At 62.9% G+C, this 24130-nt stretch carries 22 protein-coding genes and 2 tRNA genes; 15 read left to right on the forward strand and 9 right to left on the reverse strand.

Translation table 11 applies throughout. The features are described 5' to 3' along the window. The first annotated feature begins 58 nt into the window (after positions 1–58). The 3 genes from E3O19_RS17050 (at position 59) to E3O19_RS17905 (ending at position 4102) form a co-directional block, all read left to right on the forward strand. Entirely contained in the window at positions 59–1378 is a 1320-nt protein-coding gene (locus E3O19_RS17050) for an aminotransferase-like domain-containing protein (RefSeq protein WP_134569473.1), read from the forward strand. Positions 1379–1418: 40 nt separating this feature from the next. Continuing rightward, a complete protein-coding gene (locus E3O19_RS17055; protein ID WP_134569474.1) occupies positions 1419–2375 on the forward strand; it encodes a D-alanine--D-alanine ligase family protein in 957 nt (318 codons plus the stop codon). A 1331-nt stretch (positions 2376–3706) separates the two neighbouring features. After that, the gene (locus tag E3O19_RS17905; protein ID WP_166804609.1) at positions 3707–4102 is read left to right on the forward strand and encodes a hypothetical protein; all 396 of its coding nucleotides are present in this window, start codon (positions 3707–3709) and stop codon (positions 4100–4102) included. A 1193-nt stretch (positions 4103–5295) separates the two neighbouring features. Here E3O19_RS17905 and E3O19_RS17070 read toward each other — a convergent pair. The 8 genes from E3O19_RS17070 to rpmH form a co-directional block, all read right to left on the reverse strand. After that, the gene (locus E3O19_RS17070) at positions 5296–6255 is read right to left on the reverse strand and encodes a ParB/RepB/Spo0J family partition protein (protein WP_134569476.1); all 960 of its coding nucleotides are present in this window, start codon (positions 6253–6255) and stop codon (positions 5296–5298) included. Next, positions 6248–7192 carry a ParA family protein gene (locus tag E3O19_RS17075; RefSeq protein ID WP_134569477.1) on the reverse strand — a complete coding sequence of 315 codons (945 nt, stop codon included), beginning with the start codon at positions 7190–7192 and terminating at the stop codon, positions 6248–6250. Before E3O19_RS17075 ends, E3O19_RS17070 begins: the two co-directional genes overlap by 8 nt. 85 nt (positions 7193–7277) lie before the next feature. After that, positions 7278–7907, reverse strand: coding sequence for a 16S rRNA (guanine(527)-N(7))-methyltransferase RsmG (gene rsmG / locus E3O19_RS17080; RefSeq protein WP_134569478.1), 630 nt, complete (start codon positions 7905–7907; stop codon positions 7278–7280). A 14-nt stretch (positions 7908–7921) separates the two neighbouring features. Then, positions 7922–8437, reverse strand: coding sequence for a Jag family protein (locus tag E3O19_RS17085; RefSeq protein ID WP_134569479.1), 516 nt, complete (start codon positions 8435–8437; stop codon positions 7922–7924). A gap of 18 nt (positions 8438–8455) precedes the next feature. Next, positions 8456–9427: a membrane protein insertase YidC gene (gene yidC / locus E3O19_RS17090; protein ID WP_134569480.1), complete on the reverse strand. Its 972-nt coding sequence runs from the start codon at positions 9425–9427 to the stop codon at positions 8456–8458. Between the two features lie 8 nt (positions 9428–9435). Further along, a complete protein-coding gene (yidD, locus tag E3O19_RS17095; protein ID WP_134569481.1) occupies positions 9436–9747 on the reverse strand; it encodes a membrane protein insertion efficiency factor YidD in 312 nt (103 codons plus the stop codon). Between the two features lie 6 nt (positions 9748–9753). Next, positions 9754–10137 (reverse strand): ribonuclease P protein component, encoded by a 384-nt coding sequence (gene rnpA / locus E3O19_RS17100; protein WP_134569482.1) that lies wholly within the window; start codon positions 10135–10137, stop codon positions 9754–9756. 8 nt (positions 10138–10145) lie between these two features. Further along, the gene (gene rpmH / locus E3O19_RS17105; RefSeq protein ID WP_134507576.1) at positions 10146–10283 is read right to left on the reverse strand and encodes a 50S ribosomal protein L34; all 138 of its coding nucleotides are present in this window, start codon (positions 10281–10283) and stop codon (positions 10146–10148) included. Positions 10284–10679: 396 nt separating this feature from the next. On the opposite strand from rpmH, the gene dnaA reads away from it, so the two are divergent. The 10 genes from dnaA to E3O19_RS17155 all read left to right on the forward strand — a co-directional run bounded on the left by dnaA (position 10680) and on the right by E3O19_RS17155 (position 21611). Continuing rightward, a complete protein-coding gene (dnaA, locus tag E3O19_RS17110; RefSeq protein WP_134569483.1) occupies positions 10680–12098 on the forward strand; it encodes a chromosomal replication initiator protein DnaA in 1419 nt (472 codons plus the stop codon). A gap of 365 nt (positions 12099–12463) precedes the next feature. Further along, positions 12464–13612, forward strand: coding sequence for a DNA polymerase III subunit beta (gene dnaN / locus E3O19_RS17115; protein ID WP_134569484.1), 1149 nt, complete (start codon positions 12464–12466; stop codon positions 13610–13612). Positions 13613–13626: 14 nt separating this feature from the next. Continuing rightward, positions 13627–14514, forward strand: a complete 888-nt coding sequence (gene gnd / locus E3O19_RS17120; RefSeq protein ID WP_134569485.1) for a phosphogluconate dehydrogenase (NAD(+)-dependent, decarboxylating) — start codon at positions 13627–13629, stop codon at positions 14512–14514. Positions 14515–14519: 5 nt separating this feature from the next. After that, entirely contained in the window at positions 14520–15722 is a 1203-nt protein-coding gene (gene recF, locus E3O19_RS17125) for a DNA replication/repair protein RecF (protein WP_134569486.1), read from the forward strand. A 16-nt stretch (positions 15723–15738) separates the two neighbouring features. Then, the gene (locus E3O19_RS17130; RefSeq protein ID WP_134569487.1) at positions 15739–16203 is read left to right on the forward strand and encodes a DciA family protein; all 465 of its coding nucleotides are present in this window, start codon (positions 15739–15741) and stop codon (positions 16201–16203) included. A gap of 120 nt (positions 16204–16323) precedes the next feature. After that, positions 16324–18300 carry a DNA topoisomerase (ATP-hydrolyzing) subunit B gene (gyrB, locus tag E3O19_RS17135; RefSeq protein ID WP_134569488.1) on the forward strand — a complete coding sequence of 659 codons (1977 nt, stop codon included), beginning with the start codon at positions 16324–16326 and terminating at the stop codon, positions 18298–18300. A gap of 61 nt (positions 18301–18361) precedes the next feature. Beyond that, on the forward strand, positions 18362–20911 hold the full coding sequence (gyrA, locus tag E3O19_RS17140) for a DNA gyrase subunit A (RefSeq protein WP_241981468.1): 2550 nt from the start codon (positions 18362–18364) through the stop codon (positions 20909–20911). Further along, positions 20904–21311 (forward strand): DUF3566 domain-containing protein, encoded by a 408-nt coding sequence (locus E3O19_RS17145; protein ID WP_134569490.1) that lies wholly within the window; start codon positions 20904–20906, stop codon positions 21309–21311. The genes gyrA and E3O19_RS17145 overlap by 8 nt, the downstream gene beginning before the upstream one ends. Before the next feature lie 83 nt (positions 21312–21394). Further along, positions 21395–21468, forward strand: a tRNA-Ile gene (locus E3O19_RS17150). Positions 21469–21538: 70 nt separating this feature from the next. Beyond that, a tRNA-Ala gene (locus E3O19_RS17155) sits at positions 21539–21611 on the forward strand. Between the two features lie 451 nt (positions 21612–22062). Here the strand turns inward: E3O19_RS17155 and E3O19_RS17160 are convergent. Then, positions 22063–22590, reverse strand: coding sequence for a hypothetical protein (locus E3O19_RS17160; RefSeq protein WP_134569491.1), 528 nt, complete (start codon positions 22588–22590; stop codon positions 22063–22065). A 127-nt stretch (positions 22591–22717) separates the two neighbouring features. Between E3O19_RS17160 and E3O19_RS17165 the strand changes: the two genes are divergently transcribed. Together E3O19_RS17165 and E3O19_RS17170 are read left to right on the forward strand one after the other, a co-directional pair. Further along, positions 22718–23257: a peptidylprolyl isomerase gene (locus E3O19_RS17165; RefSeq protein WP_134569492.1), complete on the forward strand. Its 540-nt coding sequence runs from the start codon at positions 22718–22720 to the stop codon at positions 23255–23257. 12 nt (positions 23258–23269) lie between these two features. Then, positions 23270–24103 carry a rhomboid family intramembrane serine protease gene (locus tag E3O19_RS17170; protein WP_134569493.1) on the forward strand — a complete coding sequence of 278 codons (834 nt, stop codon included), beginning with the start codon at positions 23270–23272 and terminating at the stop codon, positions 24101–24103. The last annotated feature ends 27 nt before the right edge of the window (positions 24104–24130 follow it).

Below are 24130 nucleotides of genomic sequence, written 5' to 3' on the forward strand. Positions count from 1 at the left end.
AGGACAAGCCCCTGCGCGACACCGCCTACGATTGAAGCCACACCAGAACGGACGTGACGTGACAGGACAGGGTTCACCCCAGACCGGCAACAATCTCGACCCGTGGTACCACCACTACGCCGAGCGAGCCGCGGGCCTGCGCGCCTCCGAGGTCAGGGCCCTCTTCGCCGTGGCCTCCCGCCCCGAGGTGGTCTCCCTCGCCGGAGGCATGCCGTTCGTGGCGGCACTGCCACCAGACCTTGTGATCAACGCAATGGGCCGGGTCATGCGCGAACAGGGCCCGACAGCCCTGCAATACGGCTCCGGTCAAGGGGTTCCCGTGCTGCGGGAACAGATCCTCGAGGTGATGGCGCTCGAAGGCATCCGCGCCCACGCCGATGACGTGGTTGTCACCACGGGCTCCCAGCACGCCCTCGAACTCGTCAGCAAGCTCTTCCTCGACCCGGGCGACGTCGTGCTCTCCGAGGGCCCCAGCTACGTGACGGCCATGGTCATCTTCAAGTCCTATCAGGCCGAGGTTGACCACGTACCCATGGACGAGCACGGTCTCATCCCGGAGGCACTACGGGAGCACATCATCACCGTCAAGGCCGCCGGCAAGACGATCAAGTTCCTGTACACGATCCCCAACTTCCACAATCCCGCCGGAGTCACTCTGAGCTGGGCCCGCCGGATCGAGATCCTGGAGATCTGCCGCCGGAACGACATCCTGGTGCTCGAAGACAATCCGTATGGCCTGCTCTACTTCGACCAGCCGGCCCCGGATGCGATGCGTTCGCTCGAACAGGACGGCGTTCTCTACCTCGGCACGTTCTCCAAGACCCTCGCCCCGGGCTTCCGCGTGGGTTGGGCGATCGCGCCCCACGCCATCCGCGAGAAGCTCGTGCTCGCCAACGAGGCCGCGGTGTTATCGCCGAGCTCCTTCAGCCAGCTGGTGATCTCCGAGTACCTCTCCAGCGCTGATTGGAAGGGTCAGATCAACACCTTCCGGGGTGTGTACCACGAACGGAAGAACGCCCTGCTCAGCGCGCTGGACGAGTACCTGCCCGAGCTGACCTGGACCAATCCCAACGGAGGCTTCTACGTCTGGGTCACCCTCCCCGACCCCCTCGACTCCAAGGCCATGCTTCCGCGGGCCGTCAAAGAACTCGTGGCGTACACGCCCGGGACGGCGTTCTTCGCGGACGGCGACGGTCGCCAGAATATGCGCCTATCCTTCTGCTATCCGACACCGGAACATATCCGAATTGGCATACGTCGCCTTGCTGCCGTGATTCGGGACGAACTCGACCTTCTCGACACGTTCGCCGGAACGGGCTCCCTGAATCTGAACCGGGAGAACTCGCGGTTCAGCTCGCCCCCGCCCGACATCTCCTAGCCCCAGAACCAATCGGCCAGAACAAGGAAAAACCCTGATCATGAGTGAATTAGCGGTACTTGACATCATCGTGCTAGCCGGCGGGATCTCGCACGAACGCGACGTGTCATTGCGTTCGGGACGCCGAGTCGCGGACGCACTCACGGGCCGAGGCCACACCGTAACCGTACTCGACCCACAGGCCGGGCTGCTCGCCGACCTCACGCGTCGCCACCCCGACGTGGTCTGGCCGGTGGTGCACGGGGCGACCGGTGAGGACGGCGCTCTCCTCGCTCTGCTCGAGACGACCGGAATCCCTCACGTCGGTTCGCGAGGAGGACCGGCGGCACTCGCGTGGTCCAAGCCGACGGCGAAGGAACTCGTCCGTCGGGCCGGATTCCCGACTCCGGACTGGATCGCGCTCTCGAAGGAGACCTTCCGTGACCTAGGTGCCGCGAGTGTGCTCGAGCACGTTCTCTCCTCGCTGCCCACTCCACTGGTCGTCAAGCCGGCCGAGGGCGGCTCGGCCCAGGGTGTCACCATCGTCGAGACGTCAGCGGAACTGCCGCGCGCGATGGTCGACGCGTACACCTACGCATCCGTCGCGGTCGTAGAAGAGAAGATCATCGGCACCGAACTTGCAGTCACCGTCATCGACACCGGTGACGGACCCACCGCACTGCCGGCCGTGGAGATCTCTCCCCTCGTCGGCGTCTACAGCTTCGAGGCACGGTATATCGCCGGCGACACACTCTTCTACACCCCGGCCCGAATCTCTCCCGAGGTCGCCGCGCGGGTCGCCGAGACTGCCGTGGCCGTGCACAGCCTCCTCGGACTCCGACACATCTCCCGGATCGATCTCATCGTCGACGACCATGGCACACCATGGTTCCTTGAGGCGAACGTGCTTCCGGGATTGACGGAGACCAGCCTCGTACCGCAATCGATCGAGGCCTCCGGCCAGTCCCTCGGCGCCGTCTACGAAGCACTTGCCCAGGCGGCACTCGAACACGACTGAAGTCTGCACGACCGGATTGAGTGGTTTCACGTGAAACATCGACAATCATCGACGGGCGGTGCTGAGCGCACTTCGATGATGCCTCATCTACTGCCCGGAAGAGTGCGAACGAACGCGTGGAAAGCCGCATTTCGTGTCGTCAGGATTGATCCTAAGGTCCACCACGGGAAGTTGACCGGACCGCTTTTTGCGGGGTTTTACGCCCAAATCTGCCCACTGTTGAATATTTCCCAGATTCATTTAGATTCCAGCAACGCGCCGGCAACCACGTCCAGGGTTTCAGGGGAGGTCAGCTGACCCTCTGGTTGCGACGCTGTCGACACTGCCGGGCCCCGATTTTGGGAATTGTCTCGATCGTCGCAGAGGGGCATGACGTGTGCGTCACACCGTAGCGCGTTAGTCGGTGGACCCTGAATCCCGCAACGCCGATAGCTTCCCCTCACGGCGTCCAACATGTCACCATCATTCCCAGACCATCATTCCCACACCGTCATTCCCGAACTGCCATCGGATGGCCTGTGCTCGCGACAGGGCCTGGATCCACGGAAGCAACCCGTCCGGTCGGGGGATGGATCCTTCCCCTCTCAATCGTGACTTCGGCCTCGTTCACGCCACCGGAAACGCACTCACACGCTGCGCGGTCCAGACGCTGACAGGGAACGGGCACGTCGAAGCTCATGTTCTCCACCAGGACCGGGGATGTCTCACCGCCGCGATCCCATTCCCGTAAACCCTTAGCGTCAACGTTTCACGTGAAACATTCTCCAGAGTTTCCACTCAGGACGAACGCAGGGTGGCAACGAGTATCGAGGCCGGTACGCACTCAACACCCGTGTACTCACAGCCCACGCCTACACGGCAAACGAATTCCACCGCCGGCGTGAACACCCCCCAGCCGGACACTCGACGTGCTCCCTTCGACCTGTTGCGGAGATCTTAGAACTGGTCAACTTGCCAGCCGCGGTCGGAGACCGCCTTCAAAAGAATCGAGCGCTTACCTGGCCCTCGGAGCAGCAGTGGTGAGCAAGTGCGTATAGATCGATTCCCAAGGAAATCGAACCCCGGGATCTGGGACGAGTATCGACAATGCGTCCCGCTGGGGGTCTCGACGGCGGGTCACTGCCGCTGTTGGCCAGGCCTCGTTCGGCCAGCGCCGTGCTCGTGTGCAGCCGGCGAACACGGTCGCCGGCACTGCTCGACAAACCGTCACCACCCGCGCCCAGCCCGCGCCCTGGCGATGACAGGCGACTTCCGGTCGCACTGGCAGGACAGGCAAGGCAGGGAAGGAAAGGGAACTTCCGGTTAGCGGGCGGCCCAGCAGGCGACCCGGCGTGCGACCCGGCGTGCGACTCAGCGTGCGACCCGGCGTGCGGCTCAGCGTGCGGCTCAACGTGCGGCTCAGCGTGCGGCTCAGCGTGCGGCTCAGCGTGCGGCTCAGCGTGCTGAGTCTGCCACCGGAACGGCACTGGCAACAGGCTCACGCCCAGGTACACCGTGGCGACGGACGGGATGACACCGTGCCGGTGAACCCGCCGCGAAGCCCGGGGGAGAGCCTGCCGCAGAACCCACCGCAGAACCCACCGCAGAACCTGACGCAGTACCCACCGCAGTACCCACCGCAGTACCCACCGCAGTACCCACCGCAGTACCCACCGCAGTACCCACCGCAGTACCCACCCGGGCGCCTGACGGAGCGCCTGCCGGAACACGTGGGGAAAACCGGGTAGCGGTGGGGGAGTGAGTGCGGTTGCGCTCTAATGTATCCGGGACCGGTTTCCTGCGCGCATGACCGAACCCGAGCTATTGGGACAGGAGCCCTGAACACTGCAGCCCATCGAACAGGGCAGGCCAAGCGACGGTCGTGTTTCACGTGAAACATGATGCGGCTCGCCCGGAGCAGTGACACCTAATCGTGTCTCCCCACGCCACACGCGGCGGGTGACGCTCCGACCAGACAGTACCCACTTAGACAGCCTCCTCCTGGATGGACCCAATCAGGACGAGGAAGCCGACCAAAAACACCGGCCGTCGTGCCGTGGACACTCGTCCAGGGCTGACACCACCCGGGTTCACGACGCCACGCTGGCCCGAGCGACGACCAAGGGTCCGGGCTGACCGTAAGGGCGCCGCTGGCGCTGTGACGGATGAGGCGCCCGGTAGGGCGGAGTACGGAGCGCCAGGCGCTAGGGGTATTGGGCTCTGAGGGTGTGCTCCGGACCTGGGGTGACCACCGACGACCAGCTCTCGCGAACCGCCGCAGAACGCGGCCAACCGCGGCGCAAGACAGATCGACTATCGAGGCGCAACAGCGCTGTGACACGCTGGCAGCCGCGGCAGGCGCCGTAAAAGGGAAGCAGCGCAGCAGCCAGCGCATGCGCCGATACATGCATGAGCCCTCAGGAGCTCGTGTACGTGGCGCCGAAGATCGGACACGCAATGCACGGGAACTCCATGAGCGGCGCACGACCCAGCAGCGCGCCGCCGATAGCCGGACACGGCTCCACGGCCGTGCGTGACACCATCACATCATCGAGGACAATTTCCCGCAGTCGCTGCGCACACCGTCGATCTTGTGGCCGCTGCGACATCCCACCAACGGCCACGCAAAGCACTACGCTTCACGACACCGGTTGAAGCGCTCGACGAGTAGCGACTGGTACTCCAAGAATCCGAAGGTCGCAAAGCCCAGTTGACTCCGCCCTCCGTCACCTCCACGCAGCGTCAGCATGTTTCACGTGAAACTATGCAGACAAGCCACTGCAGGCCGCACGAAGCAGCACGCATTGGCACCCAGTTTCGGAGCATGGGGGAGTGGGCAAGCCGCTCGCATAGGCTGTCAAGAGAGTGCGGGAACAGCCCAGGTACGCAAAGGAGCCCAGCAGGAAGCCCGGCACGAGACCTCCCCAAGAATCAAAAAAGATCAGCTGGCGCCGAAACCCGGTTCGCCAATGACGCCCAAAATTCGGTTGAGGTCACCTATTGTCGCAAAATCAACCGTGATCTGGCCTTTTCTTGCACCTAAGCGGATCTTCACCCGGGTGTCGAGCCGGTCCCCGAGGTGATCCGCAATCTCGTCGAGGTGCCCCTGCCGGCGGCCGGCAGCCGGCTTCGCCTTCGTCGGGCGAGATTCGGTGGTGGCGGCTGCCTCAGCCGCGCGCACGGACAGGTCCTCGTTGACAATCTTGTCGGCAAGCCGCAGCATTCCCTCGGCGTCACCAACCGAGAGGATGGCCCGGGCGTGGCCGGCCGTGAGAACACCGGCGGCAACGCGAAGCTGGACCGCCTCCGGAAGCTTCAGCAGACGAATGGTGTTCGTTATCTGAGGACGGGACCGCCCGATCTTCTGGGCAAGTTCATCCTGGGTGATGCCGAAATCGGCCAGCAGTTGCTGGTACGCAGATGCCTCCTCCAGAGGATTGAGCTGTGCGCGGTGCAGGTTCTCCAGCAGCGCGTCGCGCAACATGTCGACATCCGCGGTCTCCCGCACGATGGCCGGGATGGTGTCGAGGCCAACCTCTTTCGTGGCGCGCAACCTGCGCTCACCCATGACCAGTTCGTACTTCCCTGGCAGCTCCAGGATCGGCCGCACCACGATCGGCTGCAGAACACCGACCTCGCGAATGCTGTGAACAAGTTCGGCGAGGTCGCTCTCGTCGAAGACACTCCGGGGCTGGTGTGCGTTCGGCACGATATCCGCGGGATCGAGGTGAGCCAGACGCGCCCCCGGAACGGGCAGGAGATCCTGGGCTTCCACCATCTCGACCGGACGCAACGCCTCGGAGTACGGGAAGAAAACGTCGACCGGGCGGGCGAGCGTCGGGTCGTCCTGTATGGGGATCAGGGCACCGATTCCCCGACCAAGTCCGGTTCGTTTAGCCATTACTACGCTTCTCCTGTCCTGGGGCGCCCCGTCGGGCGATTTCTGCTGCTGCTTCGAGGTAGGAGAGCGATCCTGCAGAGTTCAGGTCGTAGCTAATGACGCTCTGGCCGTAGCTCGGGGCCTCAGACACGCGCACAGAGCGCGGAATCAGCGTATCCAGCACCTGGTTCGGGAAATGGTCCCGCACATCCTGCGCCACCTGGTTGGCCAGGTTGGTGCGGCTGTCGTACATCGTGAGCAGGATCGTGGACACCGTCAGTTCCGGATTGAGGTGTTTCTCAATCAACTCAATGTTCTTGAGGAGCTGGCTGAGACCCTCGAGGGCGTAGTACTCGCACTGGATCGGGATGAGCACCTCGCGCGCGGCGACGAAGGCGTTGATCGTGAGCAGCCCCAACGATGGCGGACAATCAATGAAGACGTAATCATAGGGATCCTCCATCGACTTCAGGTGCACCGCGAGGGCGCGGCTGAGCCGTTGCTCCCTGGCGACGAGGGAGACAAGTTCGATCTCTGCTCCGGCCAGGTGGATGGTCGCGGGCACGCAATACAGCGAACCGACCTCTGGACTCTCCTGTACGACAGCGGCCAGTTCCATGTCGTTCACGATGACGTCGTAAACGCTCGGGGTTTCCGCACGGTGTTCGACGCCAAGTGCCGTTGACGCATTGCCCTGGGGGTCAAGGTCAATCACCAACACGCGGGCACCCTGCCTGGACAGTGCCGCCGCGAGGTTGACTGCGGTCGTGGTCTTGCCGACCCCGCCCTTCTGGTTCGAGATGGTGATCACCCGGGTCTGTTCGGGTTTCGGCAGCTGCTCGGCCGCGATCACCTGCCGACGACGAGTCAGCTCGGAGATCTCGCGCGCCAGGGGAGTGGTGTCGTCGAACCCTGGGGCGGTCTTGGTGCTTTGCTGGTTTTCGCCAGGATGTTTCACGTGAAACCTTTGCAGTCGACGGTTAATGAGCCATCCAGAGGCCCTGATTCTGACCGCACCTATCGCTCAGGCCGAAAATCGGGGACTAATCCACTGTAGCCCTAATGACCCTCGTGACATCCGGAAGCACACCCTTGCCGAGCGTGATTACCTCGACACTGTCGAGGAGATACTTGCGGATGGCCTTCGCCGCGGCCTCGATTTCGCCCTGGGCACCCGCACCCTTCATCAGTACCAGCTCACCACCCGGCCGGAGCAGGGGAGCGGTGAGGGGGATCAGGGTGCGAAATGCACTCACGGCCCGCGCGGTGACCTGGTCCAGGCGCTGGGGAAGACGCACGTCTTCGGCCCTCGCCCGCATCACTATCGTGTTGCCGAGGCCGAGCGCTGCGACCTGCTCGGACAGCCAGGCCACCCGACGTTCCATCGGTTCGATCAAGACAAAGGATACCTCGGGCCGGGCGATGGCCAGCACCAGACCGGGCAGGCCGGCCCCTGAACCGACGTCTCCGACCAGGCCGGGCCGGAGCAGGGGAGCGACGATCGCACAGTTGAGGATGTGCCGACTCCAGAGCCGCGGAAGCTCGAGTGGCCCGATCAGTCCTCGTTCTTCTCCCTGGGCCGCGAGGTTGTGAGCGAAGGCGCGGGCAACATCAATCCGTTCCCCGAACAGTTCGGAGGCGACGGCCGGTTCGGCCTCAAGGATCTCAGTCACTTCTTCGAGTGTTGCTAGGAAGCGGTGATGACCGTGTGGCGGTCGCGACCCTCGCCCTTGGATTCGGAGACGTAACCGTGCTCCGAGACAAGGTCGTGCACCAGCTTGCGTTCGTACGAGGACATCGCCGGCAGCGAAGCCTCGGCGGCCCCGCCCTCGATGCGCTCGATCGCGCGGGCAACCAGGGAAGCCAATTCGGCCTGCCGGGCATCCCGCGATCCACCGATGTCGAGGATCAATCGCGAAAACGAGCCGGTCTTGTTCTGCACGGCCAGCCGCGTGAGTTCCTGCAGCGCATTCACTGTCTCCGGCTTGGACAGGAGCCTGAGGTTGTCGGCATCCGTCGCCTGCACGGAGACGTAGGCCCTCCCGTTGTGAGCGTCGATGTCGATGTCACCGTCGAGATCGCAGATATCGAGGAACTCCTCGATGTAGTCGGCGGCAATGTCCCCTTCCTTCTCGAGCTGGTCGAGCGTGGGGGAGTCGTCGGCCGGGGCATCCGCGGCGATCACGTCAGTGTTCTCAGTCACGTTGGTCTTCTGTCTTTTCTACTTCTTGGGGCCGGTTTGCTTCTTGGCACGATTCTTGGCGATCGGTTGCTGCCGCTGGGGCTTCTTGGGTTCTTCGACCACGATAACGTCCCCGTCAGTGGCGATGAGCTTACCCTTGCGGGCAAGCCGCTCCTCACGAGCCTTGGCGGCCTCACTTCCGGGCGTCGGCATGTTGCGGATCACCAGGAACTGCTGAATCATCGTCCAGATGTTGGATGTCAGCCAGTAGAACATGACCCCGAGCGGGAACGCCACACCGGAGAAGGCGAAGACCAGGGGAAGCAGGTAGAGCATGATGCGCTGCTGCTTGAACATCGGGCTCGCCTTGGTCTCCGGCGACATGTTCTTGGAGACGATCTGCAACTGCGTGATGAACTGCGATGCCGTCATCAGGACGACCATTGTGGCGGCGATGATCATGACCGAAATATTGAAGGGGTTGCCGGCGGTCATGGCGGTCCACTGCGACGCGAAGGAGTCATTGAGGGGGGCGTCGCCGAACAGGGTGGCCTTGCCGAAGCTCTTGGCTAGGTCGGCGTTCAGCGGGCCCACACCGGTCTTGGCGTGCTGGGCGTCGTTGAGCACGGAGAACAGGGCGAAGAAGATCGGCATCTGCAGCAGCAGGGGCAGGCACGAGCTGAGCGGATTCGTGCCGGTCCGCTTGTAGAGCTCCATGGTCTCGCGGGACATGGCCTCACGCGAGAACTGGTCTTTCTTGCCCTTGTACTTATCCTGGATCTTCTTGAGCTGAGGCGCGACCTCCAACATCTTGCGCTGGCTCTTGATCTGCTTGACGAAGATGGGGATGAGGGCCGCGCGCACGACCAGGACGAGGCCCACGATGGACAACACCCAGGTGATGCCGTCGTTAGTGCCCATTCCGAGGCTAGTGAAGACCCCGTGGAAGGCGACGAGCAAAAGCTCGACTCCCCATTTCAGAGGCCAGAGAATCGTACCTAGGAGGTCCATACTTTGGGTCAGCCCTTTCCGTGGCTCGGTGCGACAACAAATCCAAACGACGTCACCGTGTAGCGACGCTTTCGCTTCAGGGGAACGTCATCGATCCCACCTTCGGCCCACGGATGACACCGAGCCAGCCTGCGGGCGGCCAGGGCCGATCCGACCACCAGACCGTGTTCCTGAACGGCCCCGAATGCGTAGGCCGAACAAGATGGATAGTACCGGCATACATCGCCATACAGCGGTGAAATCACGGCTCGGTACGCGCGTAGCAGAACCACTCCTCCATTACGGGGGAGAAGAACGACGGTCGCGATCGCCCTATTCATCGACGTTCATCGATTCACGGGGTTCGGTGCTGGATCGACTCGAGGGCTCACGGGTTGACGCTGGTATCTCGCCAGCGCTCCCGCAACTTCGGAAAACAACTCGGGCCAAGAGACATCATTCGCCGACGGCAGGGCGCGGATGACAACATCCGTGCCCGGGCGCACCGATGACAGGAGATCAAAACTGGCTGCTTTCAGACGCCGACGAACCCGATTGCGCCTGACGGCATTCCCGACGTTTTTGGCGACAATGAACCCGAACCGCACCGGCTCCCCATCGGGGTTCCGGCGCAGATAGGCAACCAGGTGTGGGCCAACGACCCGCACACCGCGACGAACGACCATCTTGTAGTCGTCACCGCTGGTGATGCGATTGGCCCCCGCGAGCACGAGAGTGCTTAAGCGGAAAGTTCGATGCGACCCTTACGACGGCGAGCACCGAGAATCGCGCGGCCGGCGCGGGTGCGCATGCGAAGGCGGAAGCCGTGCACCTTGGCGCGACGGCGATTGTTCGGCTGGAACGTTCTCTTGCTCATAGTTTTGTCTCCACGTGTTAAATCTCCGCAGGCCAAAACAAGCGGCCGGGAAAGAGTGAGGTAGCCCTCGGGCTGGGGTCAACTGATTAAAACTACGGCTTCGACCTCCGCTGGTCAAACTCGAAGACCCCAAAGGATCGATTCTGCACAAGAATTCATCTGTACTGGGCAAGACACGCGCATGGAGTGGCAACGAATTTTGCCTCATCGCGGCGGATTGGCTACCGTGAGGACAAGTTATCCACAGGTTTTCAACAAACCCTGAGAATTCAGCCTAATTTGCACACAGGCGGTGGATAACCTTGTGGATGCTTTGGCTGGAAGACGCGTTCAGGGACGAGCTCGCACCGCCCTCTCCGTCGTTTTGAAGGCAACAAATAGAGATAACGGGGAACCATGGCCATCGAAGAACAACCTATCGCAGACACCTGGCGGGCAGTCCTGACCAGCCTGGAGTCCGACGACACCATCACACCGATGCTTTACGGCTTCCTCAACCTGGTCGAGCCCAAGGGCATCGCCGCGGGAACCTTCTATCTCGAGGTGCCCAACGAGTTCACCGCGAGCATGCTCAACCAGCGGATGCGGGTGCCGCTCCTGACTGCCATGAGCCAACTCTCCGAATCGACCGCGGTGTCGACCTTCTACGTCGTGGTCAACCCGGAGCTGGAGAAGGAATCGATCCGTCCGGTGCAGGAGAAGATGTCCACCCCCGACGTGGACACCCCGGCGGCACCGCAGTCGGTCTTCGAGAGCACCTCACCCGAGCGCCCGCACGACACCCGGTTGAACAATAAGTACAGCTTCGACAATTTCGTGATCGGCCAGTCCAATCGGTTCGCACACGCTGCCGCGGTGGCGGTCGCGGAAGCGCCGGCGAAGGCGTACAACCCGCTCTTCGTCTACGGGTCCTCCGGATTGGGCAAGACTCACCTTCTGCACGCCATCGGCCACTATGCGATGAGCCTCTATCCCGGCATCCGCGTTCGCTACGTCAGTAGCGAGGAGTTCACCAACGATTTCATCAACTCGATCGCGAACAACCGTGGCTCGGCCTTCCAGTCCCGATACCGCAACATCGACATCCTGATGATCGACGACATCCAATTCCTCCAGGGCAAGGCAGAGACGCAGGAGGCGTTCTTCCACACCTTCAACACTCTGCACGACCACAACAAACAGGTGGTCATCACGAGCGACCTGCCGCCCAAGCACCTCACCGGGTTCGAAGACCGGATGCGGTCACGCTTCGAGTGGGGCCTGATCACCGACGTGCAGGCTCCCGACCTCGAAACCCGCATAGCCATCCTGCGCAAGAAGGCCCAGAGCGAGAAGCTGCAGGTGCCGCACGACATCCTCGAGTTCATGGCATCGAAGGTCTCCTCCAACATCCGCGAACTTGAAGGCACCCTGATCAGGGTCACCGCGTTCGCCAGTCTCAACCGTACTCCGGTCGACATGGACCTGGTTCAGACGGTGCTCAAGGACCTCATCACGCTCGATGAAGACAATGTCATCGCCCCGGTGGACATCATCACCAACACGGCGGACTACTTCAAACTCACCGTCGACGACCTCTACGGTTCGTCCCGGTCCCAGGCCGTCGCCACGGCGCGCCAGATCGCCATGTACCTCTGCCGCGAGCTCACCAACCTCTCGCTGCCCAAGATCGGACAACTGTTCGGCAACCGCGACCACACCACTGTGATGTACGCGAACAAGAAGATCAGCGAGCTGATGAAGGAACGTCGCTCGATCTACAACCAGGTCACAGAGCTCACAAATCGCATCAAACAGAACCACCGCTATAAATAAGTCGCAGAATCTCTCAGTTTTCACACCTGTGGAAAACCCTGTGGAAACTCTTTGGATAACAGGGTTCAACCTGTAGAAACTCGGGCTTCGCTTGTGCAAACCGAGTCGGTCCGCGGCGAGGTCCACCACCGGAGTGAGATTAACGCTCACAGGCTGCCAACAAGTTACATCCTTGTAGTTCCCAGTCATTCCGCGTCATCCACAGAGTTATCCACAGTTTCCACAACGGTTAAGAAGATTAACAATTAACTTCTATCTCTCTCCATCCGACAACCTTCGCTGCTCCACACCGGCGCAGCGAATGACAAAAAAACCCGACTAGCATTGAGGCCGTATCCAGGTCTCCCAGCGACAGGAGTGACTTCGTGAGATTTCAGGCCAACCGAGACGTCTTCAGCGAAGCCGTCTCCTTCGCTGTGAAGCTCCTTCCCCAGCGCACCACGCTGCCCATTCTGAGCGGTGTGCTGATCGAAGCGACGGCGACCGGCCTCATCCTCTCGTCGTTTGACTATGAGGTGTCGGCGCAAACCGAGATCGCCGCAGATGTCGAGGAAATCGGCAAGGTGCTGGTCTCCGGTCGACTCCTGGCCGAGATCGCCAGCCGGATGCCCAACGCCCCCGTGCGATTCTCGACAAATGAGTCCCGGATCACGGTCAGTTGCGGCTCGGCCAGCTTCACCCTGCTGTCCATGCCGGTTGAGGAATACCCAAGCATCCCGCAGGTCAGCGCCCAGTCCGGACTCGTGCCGGCAGAAGAATTCGCTGCCGCCGTTGCCCAGGTGGCCGTCGCTGCGTCGCGGGACGATGTCACCCCGGTCATCACGGGGGTCCAACTTCAGATCACCGAGAACAACCTCAGCCTCGTCGCGACCGACCGTTACCGTGTCGCCGTGCGCGAGATCGATTGGGACCCAGGTACGACTACCGCCACTGACACCATCACCGCTCTTGTTCCTGCCCGCACACTGCAGGAGGTCGGCAAAACCTTCGGCCACAGCGGCACCATCTCGGTGGCCATCACGAACACAGACGACCGCGAACTGATCGCGTTCACAGCCGACAAAAAAACCGTGACCAGCCTCCTGATCAAGGGCAACTACCCGCCCGTTCGAAGGCTTTTCCCCGAGAACGTCGACAACTACGCAGTGATGAACACGGCCGAGTTGGTCGAAGCGACCCGCCGGGTGCAGCTAGTCCTCGAGCGTGAGGCAGCACTACGCTTCACCTTCACCGCTGACGGTCTCACCCTCGAAGCGATCGGGTCCGAGCAGGCGCAGGCGTCGGAAACGATTGACGCGATCCTCTCCGGAACCGACACTGTCGTCTCGCTCAAGCCTCAGTTCCTGCTCGACGGACTCGGTGCCGTGCACTCCGAGTTCGTGCGTATCTCGTTCACGAAGACCGAGAACCCCAACAAGCCCGGCCCCGTGCTGGTCACGAGCCAGACATCGCGGGACCAGCCGGGCGCCGATAGTTACAAGTACCTGCTTCAGCCCAACCTGCTGCTGCGCTGATCGGAAGACAGACCATGCACATCGGGATCATCGGCCTCGGCAAAATGGGCGCGAACATGCGCGACCGCCTCCGGGCGGGCGGAATCGACGTGACCGGATACGACCGCAACCCGGCGCTGACGGATGTCGCCTCGACGGCCGAGCTCGTTGCGGTACTGCCCTCTCCGCGCCTGGTCTGGGTGATGGTTCCGGCCGGCGCGATCACAACCGCGGTGATCACGGAACTCTCCGATCTACTCGAGCGCGGCGATCTTGTCATCGACGGCGGCAACTCCCGTTTCACCGATGATTTCACCCACGCAGCGTTGCTCGCGCAAACCGGGGTGAATTACATCGATGCCGGGGTATCCGGTGGGGTGTGGGGTCTACACAACGGTTTCGGGCTGATGGTGGGCGGCTACGCCGACCAGGTGGAGCGGGCTATGCCCGTGTTCGACGCGTTGCGCCCGGAAGGGCCGCGCGAAGAAGGCTTCGTGCACGCCGGCGAGGTCGGGGCGGGGCACTACGCGAAAATGGTGCACAACGGCATCGAATATGCGCTCATGCAGTCCTACGCCGAGGGTTATGAACTGCTCGAAAAACGGGACGACCTGATCACTGATGTCCCCGGGATCTTCAAGGCCTGGCAACGTGGAACAGTGGTGCGGTCCTGGCTGCTCGAGCTGCTGGTCAAGGCATTGGACGAGGATCCCGACCTGGGTGCGATCGAGGGCTTCGTCGAGGATTCAGGGGAGGGCCGTTGGACCATCGAGGAAGCCGTCAACAACGCCGTTCCAGTCCCGACGATCAGTGCGGCGATCTTCGCACGATTCGTTTCCCGCCAGGAAGACTCGCCGGCCATGAAGGCAGTCGCGGCGCTACGCAACCAGTTCGGTGGCCACGCCGTCAAAAAGGCCGACTGACTCGAGTGCGGGTCACTCACCTCTCCCTCACCGATTTTCGCAACTATGCGGCGGTCGAGGTTCCCTTTGAACCGGGGCCGAACCTCATCGTCGGGCGCAACGGCCAGGGGAAGACCAACCTGGTTGAGGCTCTTGGGTTTCTCAGTACACTCAGCTCGCACCGGGTGTCGACCACATCGGCGATGATCAGGGCCGGCCAGGATGCCGGGATCATCCGGGCCAGACTCGAATATAACGGGCGCGACCTGCTCACCGAGGTTCAGATCAACCGCACCGGACTGAACCGGGCCCAGGTGAATCGTTCGGTGATCAAGACTCGTGACCTGCCCCGGTATTTCTCGAGCGTTCTGTTCGCCCCCGAAGACCTGGCGCTGGTGCGTGGCGACCCGTCCGGTCGGCGTCGCTTCCTTGATCAGCTCCTCGTGCTGCGCACCCCCCGGCTAGCCGGGGTCCTCGCCGACTACGACCGGGTTCTGCGCCAGCGCAACACCCTGCTGAAGTCGGCCCGCGCGTCAGGTCTGCGCACCACCCAACTGGGCACACTGGAAATCTGGGACGACCGGCTCGTCGAACTGGGCTCCGAGATCATCGACGAGCGGGTCGAACTCGTGCGACAACTCGGCGAACCGCTCCGCACTGCCTATCAGGCCGTTGCCGGGGAAGACCACGGACCGAGCCTGCTCAGTTCGCTCAGCATCATGGGAGCGGACGAGGAGAATGCCGCTTCGTTCGAGCAGCGTGCGGTGGTCGTGCCTGTCGAGACCACCATTGGTGCCGGAGTCTCGACAAGCTCGACCACCGGGTCTGCGTCGACGACCGACCTGTTCCGGACCGCACTGGCCGGCCTGCGGCGCAAGGAACTCGACCGCGGAATGACTTTGGTCGGGCCGCACCGAGACGACCTGGTCTTCATGCTCAACCAGCTCCCCGCGAAGGGGTATGCCAGTCACGGGGAATCCTGGTCGTTCGCCCTCGCCCTCAAACTCGCCTCGGCCGAGCTGCTCCGCCGGGATTCCGCCAGCGGTGACCCGGTGCTCATCCTCGACGACGTCTTCGCCGAACTCGACCTATCCAGAAGGAGACGACTGGCCGCGGCAGTCACCGGATTCCAGCAGGTGCTGATCACTGCGGCCGTGTTCGAGGATGTTCCGGAGGAACTCACCGCGCACACGATCCACATCAACGCGGGGGCGGTCGTCGGTGGCTGAGCCGAGGGAGGCATCCATGGTCTACCTGCACTTCAAGGACGTGTTCGGCGACCCGAACGCTAAGCGGGTGCGCGCCAGGCGGCGCCCGAGGGATGAAACCGGGTCCAGTGTTCCGTTCGGAGCGGGTCGCGACCCGCGCGGCATCGGCGACACCATCAACTCGCTGACCCTGCAGCTTGGCTGGAATTCCCCGCTGGCCCAGTCCGAGCTGCTTGACTCGTGGATTGAACTCGCCGGTGAGGAAACGTCGAAGCACTCCACTCCGGCGGGCATCGAGGACGGCGTCCTCACCGTTAAATGCGAGTCGACGGCCTGGGCCACTCAGCTTCGGATGATGCGGGTTGACATCATGACGCACATCTCGGTGAGGTACCCGGACGCGGGCATTCAATCGATCCGTTTTCAGGGACCCAACGCCCCCTCGTGGAAAAAGGGTCCCAGATCAATCCCAGGGCGCGGTCCGCGCGATACCTACGGCTAGGGAGACAAATCTGGTCACCCCGGGAATAAAACGCGTCAGATCGCCGATTTTGGCCCGGGTCCGTGCACCCGTTTGGTAAGCTAAAGGGTCGCCCGCGCGACGGTCAGGAGCCCCATTACAGTGTCAGTTGAACCACAGATCGAGCCGGAGCACGGATACGGTGCCGACGATATCCAGGTTCTCGAAGGACTTGAAGCCGTTCGAAAACGACCCGGTATGTACATCGGGTCGACGGGACCGCGGGGACTTCATCATCTCGTCTACGAGATTGTCGACAACTCGGTCGATGAGGCTCTTGCCGGGCATTGCGACACCATTGGCATCAAGATCCTGGCGGATGGCGCCGTTCGCGTCGCCGACAACGGCCGTGGCATTCCGGTTGACATCCACAAGGCGGAGGGCCGCTCGACCGTCGAGGTCGTGCTGACCGTTCTACACGCGGGCGGAAAGTTCGGCGGTGGTGGTTATTCCGTCTCCGGCGGCCTGCATGGCGTCGGCAGCTCGGTCGTCAACGCGTTGTCTTCTCGCCTGGACGTCGAGGTTCGCCGACAGGGCCACGTGTGGCGCCAGCGCTTCCATGACGGTGCGCCGGATGCCCCCCTCACCATGGATGAGGCATCGGATGAGACCGGCACCACGATCACCTTCTGGCCGAGCGCGGAAACCTTCGAGACGATCGAGTTCGATTTCGAGACCCTGCGGGCCAGGTTCCAGCAGATGGCATTCCTTAATAAGGGTCTGAGCCTGACGCTCACCGACGAGCGGCCGGAGCACCTCGACGAAGAGGGCAACCCGATCCACAAGACCTTCATGTACGAGAAGGGTCTCGTCGACTACGTCGAATACCTGAACCGTGCGAAGAGGGCAGACCTGGTCAACGAGGACATCATCTCGTTCGAGTGGGAAGACCACGAACGCAAGATGGCGCTCGAAGTGGCCATGCAGTGGACCACGGCCTACACCGAAAGCGTGCACACCTACGCGAACACGATCAACACGCACGAGGGCGGAACCCACGAAGAGGGCTTCCGCGCGGCGCTGACCACCCTGGTCAACAAATACGCCAGGGAAAAGGGCATCCTGAAGGAGAAGGATGACAACCTCACCGGCGACGACGTGCGCGAGGGCCTGACTGCGGTCGTGTCGATCAAGCTCGCCGAGCCGCAGTTCGAGGGCCAGACGAAGACCAAACTCGGCAACACCGAGGCGAAGTCGTTCGTGCAGAAGGTCGCCAACGATCAGCTCTCCGATTGGTTCAACCGCAACCCGAACCCGGCGCGCGAAATCATCCGTAAGGCACTGCAGGCCTCGAACGCCCGGATGGCCGCGCGCAAGGCGCGAGAAACCGCACGCCGCAAGGGTCTCCTCGAGGGTGGCGGGATGCCGGGCAAGCTCAAGGACTGCCAGAGCAAGGACCCGTCGATCTCCGAGATCTTCATCGTCGAGGGTGACTCGGCCGGCGGCTCCGCCGTGCAGGGCCGCAACCCGGAGACTCAGGCGATCCTTCCGCTGCGAGGGAAGATCCTCAACGTTGAGAAGGCTCGACTGGACCGCGCCCTCGGCAACAACGAGGTGCAGGCGATGATCACCGCGTTCGGCGCCGGCATCGGCGAGGAATTCAACCCGGACAAGGTCAGGTATCACAAGATCGTCTTGATGGCCGACGCCGACGTCGACGGCCAGCACATCACGACCCTGCTGCTGACCCTGTTGTTCCGGTACATGCGACCGCTGATCGACCTCGGCTACGTCTATCTCGCCCAGCCGCCGCTTTACCGCCTCAAATGGGCGAACTCGGCGCACGAGTACGTGTATTCCGACAAGGAACGCGACGCCCTGCTCGCCGACGGTGCTGCCGCCGGCAAACGGATCCCGAAGGACAACGGCATCCAGCGTTACAAGGGCCTCGGCGAGATGGACTACAAGGAACTGTGGGAAACCACGATGGCCCCTGAGTCCCGCACACTGCTGCAGGTCACCCTCGACGACGCGGCCGCCGCCGACGAGATCTTCTCCACCCTGATGGGCGAGGACGTCGAGTCCCGCCGAAACTTCATCCAAAAGAACGCGAAGGACGTGCGTTTCCTTGACATCTGACGACACCACCAGCGACGGCACCCCCGGCGGCGATACCTCCGCGGCCAGCGGTGGCGACAGTCTGGTCACAGCGGCGGATGCCGAGGCCGCGGCCAAGCACCTCGTGCAGCACGGCCGGATCGACCAGGTCGATCTCCAGCTGGAGATGCAGCGCTCCTACCTCGACTACGCGATGAGCGTCATCGTCGGGCGCGCCCTGCCCGACGTGCGTGACGGCATGAAACCGGTGCACCGCAGAGTCATCTACGCCATGTTCGACGGCGGTTACCGCCCCGACAAGGCATTCTCCAAGTGCGCCCGTGTAGTCGGCGACGTGATGGGTCAATTCCACCCGCACGGTGACTCCTCGATCTACGACGCGCTCGTGCGCCTCGTGCAGCCGTGGAGCCTCCGGTACCCGCTCGCCCTCGGCCAGGGAAACTTCGGTTCCCCCGGTAACGACGGCGCCGCCGCCCCGCGATACACCGAAACGAAGATGGCCCCGCTGGCCCTCGAGATGGTCCGCGACATCGACGAAGACACCGTCGACTTCCAGGATAACTACGACGGACGCACGCTCGAACCGACAGTGTTGCCCGCCCGGTTCCCGAACCTGCTGGTGAACGGGTCGGTCGGCATCGCCGTCGGCATGGCCACCAATATTCCGCCGCACAACCTGCGCGAGGTGGCCGCGGGCGCCCTCTGGTACCTCCAGAACCCAGACGCGACCCGGGACGAGCTTCTCGAAGCGCTTATCCTGCGCATCAAGGGACCGGACTTCCCGACCGGCGCGCAGATCCTCGGTATCAAGGGCATCCAGGATGCCTACCGCACCGGCCGCGGCTCCATTACCATGCGCGCCGTCGTGAGCATCGAGGAACTCCAGGGCCGCACCTGCCTTGTGATCACCGAACTGCCGTACCAGGTCAACCCCGACAATCTCGCGATCAAGATCGCCGACCTGGTCAAGGACGGCAAGATCGCCGGGATCGCCGACATTCGCGACGAGACGTCCGGCCGCACCGGCCAGCGTCTCGTGATCGTGCTCAAGCGCGACGCGGTCGCAAAGGTCGTTCTCAACAACCTCTACAAGCACACCCCGCTGCAGGAGAACTTCGGCGCGAACATGCTCGCGATCGTCGACGGCGTGCCGCGCACGCTGTCCCTCGACGGTTTCATCGCCGCGTGGGTCGCCCACCAGGTCGACGTCATCGTTCGGCGCACCCAATTCCGCCTGAACAAGGCCGAAGCGGACGCGCACATCCTCCGCGGTTATCTCAAGGCCCTCGACGCCCTCGACGAGGTGATCGCCCTCATCCGTCGCTCCCCGACGGTCGACGACGCCCGCACGGGGTTGATGGACCTGCTCGACGTGGACAAGCTCCAGGCCGATGCGATTCTGACCATGCAACTGCGCCGCCTCGCCGCCCTTGAGCGTCAGAAGATCATCGACCAGGCCGCCGAACTCGAACTGCAGATCGTCGAATTCAAGTCGATCCTGGCCAGTCCGCAGCGCCAGCGCACGATCATCAGCGAGGAACTGACCGAGATCACCGACAAGTTCGGCGATGTGCGGCGCACCGAGATCATGTTCGGCTTCGACGGTGATATGTCGGTCGAAGACCTCATCCCCGAAGAGGAAATGGTGGTCACCGTCACCCGCGGCGGCTACATCAAGCGCACCCGCAGCGACAACTACCGCAACCAGCACCGCGGCGGCAAGGGTGTCAAGGGCGCGCAGTTGCGCGCCGATGACGTGGTCGAGCATTTCTTCGTCACCACCACGCACCACTGGTTGTTGTTCTTCACGAACACGGGCCGGGTCTACCGGGCCAAGGCGTATGAGGCGCAGGAGTCAGGCCGCGACGCGAAGGGCCAGCATGTCGCCAACCTGCTCGCACTCCAGCCTGGCGAGGAGATCGCACAGATCCTCGACATCCGCGACTACGGGGTTGCCCAGTACCTCACCCTTGCCACCAGGGACGGCCTGATCAAGAAGACCGCGCTGAGTGAATACGACACGAACCGCACGGGCGGGATCATTGCGATCAAACTCCGCGAGGGCGACGAACTCGTCTCCGCACTGCTCGTCGAAGAGGACTCCGACCTGCTGCTCGTCTCTCGCAAGGGCATGTCCATCCGGTTCACGGCGTCGGACGAAGCGCTGCGCCCGATGGGCCGGAGCACCTCCGGTGTGATCGGGATGCACTTCCGCGGCGAGGACAAGCTGCTCGACGCATCTGTTGTCTCGGACGATGGGTATGTGTTCGTCGTTACCGAGGGTGGCTATGCAAAACGGACCGCCGCCGACCAGTACCGCCTGCAGAACCGCGGCGGGTTGGGCATCAAGGTTGCCAAGCTGAACGACGACCGAGGCGACCTGGTCGGCTCCCTCATCGTCGATGAGGAGGACGAGGTCCTTGTGGTTCTTGCCAGCGGCAAGGTGGTACGCTCTGACGTCGCCGAAGTCCCTGCCAAGGGACGGGACACGATGGGCGTCGTCTTCGCTAAGTTTGCGGATGAAGACCGGATCATTGCCATAGCGAAGAACACCGAACGCAACCTGGTTGCCGAGATCATTGCGGCTGAACCGAGCGGCGATTCGGGAGAGGAAGAACCCGTAAATGAGTAGTGTTGCAGAAAAGCTCGCCAAGAAATCAGGCCGGAGGCCCAGCGTGGGTAAGCAGGTGCGCCTCAAACTGGTGTACATCGACTTCTGGTCGGCCGTGAAGCTGTCGTTCCTGATCGCGCTGTGCCTGGGGATCGTGACAATCGTTGCGACCTTCCTGGTCTTCACCGTGCTGAACGGAACCGGGATCTTCGAGAAGGTCGACGCCCTGTACGCGGACATCGCCGGCTCGTCCGCGGACCTGGCCAGCATCCTGTCGATCGGCAACGTCATGGGCTTCGCCGTCGTCGTAGCCATCCTGAACACCGTCGTCATTACGGCACTCGGCGCCGTTTATGCCGTGCTGTATAACCTGAGCGTCAAGATCACCGGCGGTTTGCTCGTCGGCTTCACGAACAACTAGCGTCGACCTCTCCCAATGGGGCTGATTCTCGGCCCGATTGGGAGAAACCGGCCGGATCCGGTAGTCTCAAATCTGCCCAATAGGGGGATATAGCTCAGTTGGTTAGAGCGCTTCGCTGATAACGAAGAGGTCCCAGGTTCAAATCCCGGTATCCCCACGTATTACTGCAAGACACGTAGTGCTGCGGAACAGGTAGTACTGCAACCCACACGTCCCCGTGATCATGCGGGGCCATAGCTCAATTGGTAGAGCGCCTGCTTTGCAAGCAGGAGGTCCGGGGTTCGATTCCCCGTGGCTCCACAAAAAAGAACGACCGTCTCCTCGTTGTGGGAAGGGGAGTTTTTCCTGTGGGGAAACCCGCGGGTCGAACGCGTTATGCCCCCGGGTCTCCAGAGGTTCTCAGGCGCTGTGTGCGGATTGTGGCCCTGTTCCGGGCCGACGCACCGGTACAACGCCCTGCAAGCATGACCTGGATCCATGCGCGGGCTTCAGGAGTCGAATGAGGGCCCGGGTGGCCGGGGGATCGACCGGGTTGCGGTGACGGTGGTCGTGCCGCCTGTCGAGACCACGCCCAGCCGTCCCGTGGATCCGTGTCGTGTTCCGCAGTGCCTTATTTTCACGGGGGTCTCGACAAGCTCGACCAGCCGTGCGGGGTCGACTACCGGTGCAGACTCGCGGGCCGGGTGGCTTGGGGGCACAGGGAAGGGCCCGCATCCAATGGATGCGGGCCCTTCCCTGGGAAATCGGAGGACTAATCCTCGACGGAGGCAGCGGCTGCAGGCTCGTCTTCAGCCACCCAGAGCTCGTCGTCGGCACGGAACGTCTGCCAGACGGCGTAGGCGACTCCGAGAGCGGCTGCGAGTCCCACTCCGATCGCGATGTAGCTGCCGGCGCCGAGGCCCTTCTTCTCGATCACGACAGGCTTCTGGAACCGCACCCGGTTGATCGCAGCGCGCACACGTGCGTCGCGAGCGACGTCGCCGACGCTCATCACGGTGCCGATCGCGGTGCCGAGGCCCGGGAGGACCTTATCGACGACCTGGTGTCGCACGCCCTCGGCCAGGTCCTGCGTGGCCTGCACGCTCGGTCGGAGAATGTTCTCGTAGCTCTCGCGAACCCGGGGAACAACTTCCTCACGGGTGAGGACCCCGGCCTGCCGGCCAGCCTCGCGCGCAATCGCGTTCGCGCGCTCAAGAACTTCCTGTTGGTGGTTCCACAATTCGTCCGCGCTCTTGCGCAGCTGTGTTAGTTCCTTGCGGCGCTTGCGTGACAGGCTCATCTGGACCCTCCATCGATGTCATGTGGCTAACTCCCTCCATCTTGCCACGCAATCGACTGTGAGGGCTCTGGGTATCCCCTGTTGGGCAGTCAGATTGAGTCAATCCTGCTGTGCAAGAATTGGATCCATGTCAAAGCACACTGCCGTCGCCACGCTCAATACCACCCTCGGGCCGATCAAGGTCAACCTCTTCGGCAATCACGCGCCGAAGACCGTCAAGAACTTCGTCGGTCTCGCGACCGGCGAGATCGAGTGGAAGCACCCCGCCACCGGTCAGGTTTCGAAGGCCCCCCTCTATGACGGAACCGTCTTCCACCGCATCATCAAGGACTTCATGATCCAGGCCGGCGACCCGCTCGGCCAGGGCACCGGCGGACCGGGCTACCAGTTCGACGATGAGATCAGCCCCGACCTCGACTTCACCCAGCCCTACGTGCTCGCCATGGCGAACGCCGGCCTCCAGGGTGGCCACGGCACCAATGGTTCGCAGTTCTTCATCACCGTCGTGCCGACCACCTGGCTCCAGGGCAAGCACACCATCTTCGGCGCAGTCGAAGACGAAGCCTCCCGCTCCATCGTCGAAAAGCTGGCCACGGTTGCCACCGACGGTCGTGACCGTCCCCTCATCGAGGTCGTCATCGAGAGCGTCACCGTCGAGCAGGTCTAGGCACCATCAGCCATGAGTGACCTGCCCGGTGCCGCCGCGAATTCCTGCTACCGGCATCCGGGCAGGCAGAGCTTCGTGCTCTGCCAACGCTGCGGCCGCACCATCTGCCCCGATTGCCAGACCCAGGCCGCGGTCGGCGTGATCTGCCCCGAGTGCATGAAGGAGCAGCGCAGGAACGCGCCCCGGACCAAACCGGCCTTGTTGACCCGGCTCGGGGGCGCGGGCAGCCCAACCGTCACCTACGGCATCATCGGTGTCACATTCGCCGTTTACGTGGTGCAGTTCCTCCTCGGCGGCAGCATCACCGGCCTCCTGCTCTACGCCGGCGCCTATTCCTACCCGGCCAATTTCGAGCCGTGGCGGATGCTGACAACCGCCCTCGTGCACGGCTCGATCCTGCACGTGGCACTCAACATGTACACCCTGTGGATCTTCGGACAGATCCTCGAAGGAATGCTCGGCCGGGGTCGGTACTTCGCGCTCTACATTCTCAGCGGCCTGGCCGGGTCCCTGGGTGTGCTCTTCCTGGCCGACCCCGGCGTACCGGTCGTCGGTGCATCCGGGGCCATCTTCGGTTTGATGGGGGCGTTCCTCGTCATCCAGCGCCGGCTGGGCGGCAATTCGACCCAGCTGCTGGTCCTGGTCGGCATCAACCTCGTGATCGGCTTCATCCCCGGGTTGGGCATCGCATGGCAGGCCCACGTGGGCGGTTTGATCGGCGGCGCGGTCATCGGCCTGATCTACGTGCAGACCCGGCGGATCAGGGATCAGCGGCTGCAGACCGGTTTGATCGTCGCCTTCGGAGCGCTCCTGGTGGCCCTCAGCTTCGCCAAGTTCCTGGCCTAGGTTCCGGCTTTGAAGTTATCCACAGCT

This window comes from Cryobacterium algoritolerans (assembly GCF_004402785.1).
Taxonomy (GTDB): Bacteria; Actinomycetota; Actinomycetes; order Actinomycetales; family Microbacteriaceae; genus Cryobacterium; species Cryobacterium algoritolerans.

Excerpts from the sequence above, each read along its gene's own strand:
- gnd (WP_134569485.1), top strand. The coding sequence starts at position 13,627 with ATGCACATCGGGATCATCGGCCTCGGCAAAATGGGCGCGAACATGCGC.
- E3O19_RS17145 (WP_134569490.1), top strand. The coding sequence starts at position 20,904 with ATGAGTAGTGTTGCAGAAAAGCTCGCCAAGAAATCAGGCCGGAGGCCC.
- dnaA (WP_134569483.1), top strand. The coding sequence starts at position 10,680 with ATGGCCATCGAAGAACAACCTATCGCAGACACCTGGCGGGCAGTCCTG.
- yidD (WP_134569481.1), bottom strand. The coding sequence starts at position 9,747 with ATGAATAGGGCGATCGCGACCGTCGTTCTTCTCCCCCGTAATGGAGGA.
- E3O19_RS17055 (WP_134569474.1), top strand. The coding sequence starts at position 1,419 with ATGAGTGAATTAGCGGTACTTGACATCATCGTGCTAGCCGGCGGGATC.
- rpmH (WP_134507576.1), bottom strand. The coding sequence starts at position 10,283 with ATGAGCAAGAGAACGTTCCAGCCGAACAATCGCCGTCGCGCCAAGGTG.
- E3O19_RS17170 (WP_134569493.1), top strand. The coding sequence starts at position 23,270 with ATGAGTGACCTGCCCGGTGCCGCCGCGAATTCCTGCTACCGGCATCCG.
- E3O19_RS17165 (WP_134569492.1), top strand. The coding sequence starts at position 22,718 with ATGTCAAAGCACACTGCCGTCGCCACGCTCAATACCACCCTCGGGCCG.
- E3O19_RS17160 (WP_134569491.1), bottom strand. The coding sequence starts at position 22,590 with ATGAGCCTGTCACGCAAGCGCCGCAAGGAACTAACACAGCTGCGCAAG.
- E3O19_RS17070 (WP_134569476.1), bottom strand. The coding sequence starts at position 6,255 with ATGGCTAAACGAACCGGACTTGGTCGGGGAATCGGTGCCCTGATCCCC.
- E3O19_RS17130 (WP_134569487.1), top strand. The coding sequence starts at position 15,739 with ATGGTCTACCTGCACTTCAAGGACGTGTTCGGCGACCCGAACGCTAAG.
- yidC (WP_134569480.1), bottom strand. The coding sequence starts at position 9,427 with ATGGACCTCCTAGGTACGATTCTCTGGCCTCTGAAATGGGGAGTCGAG.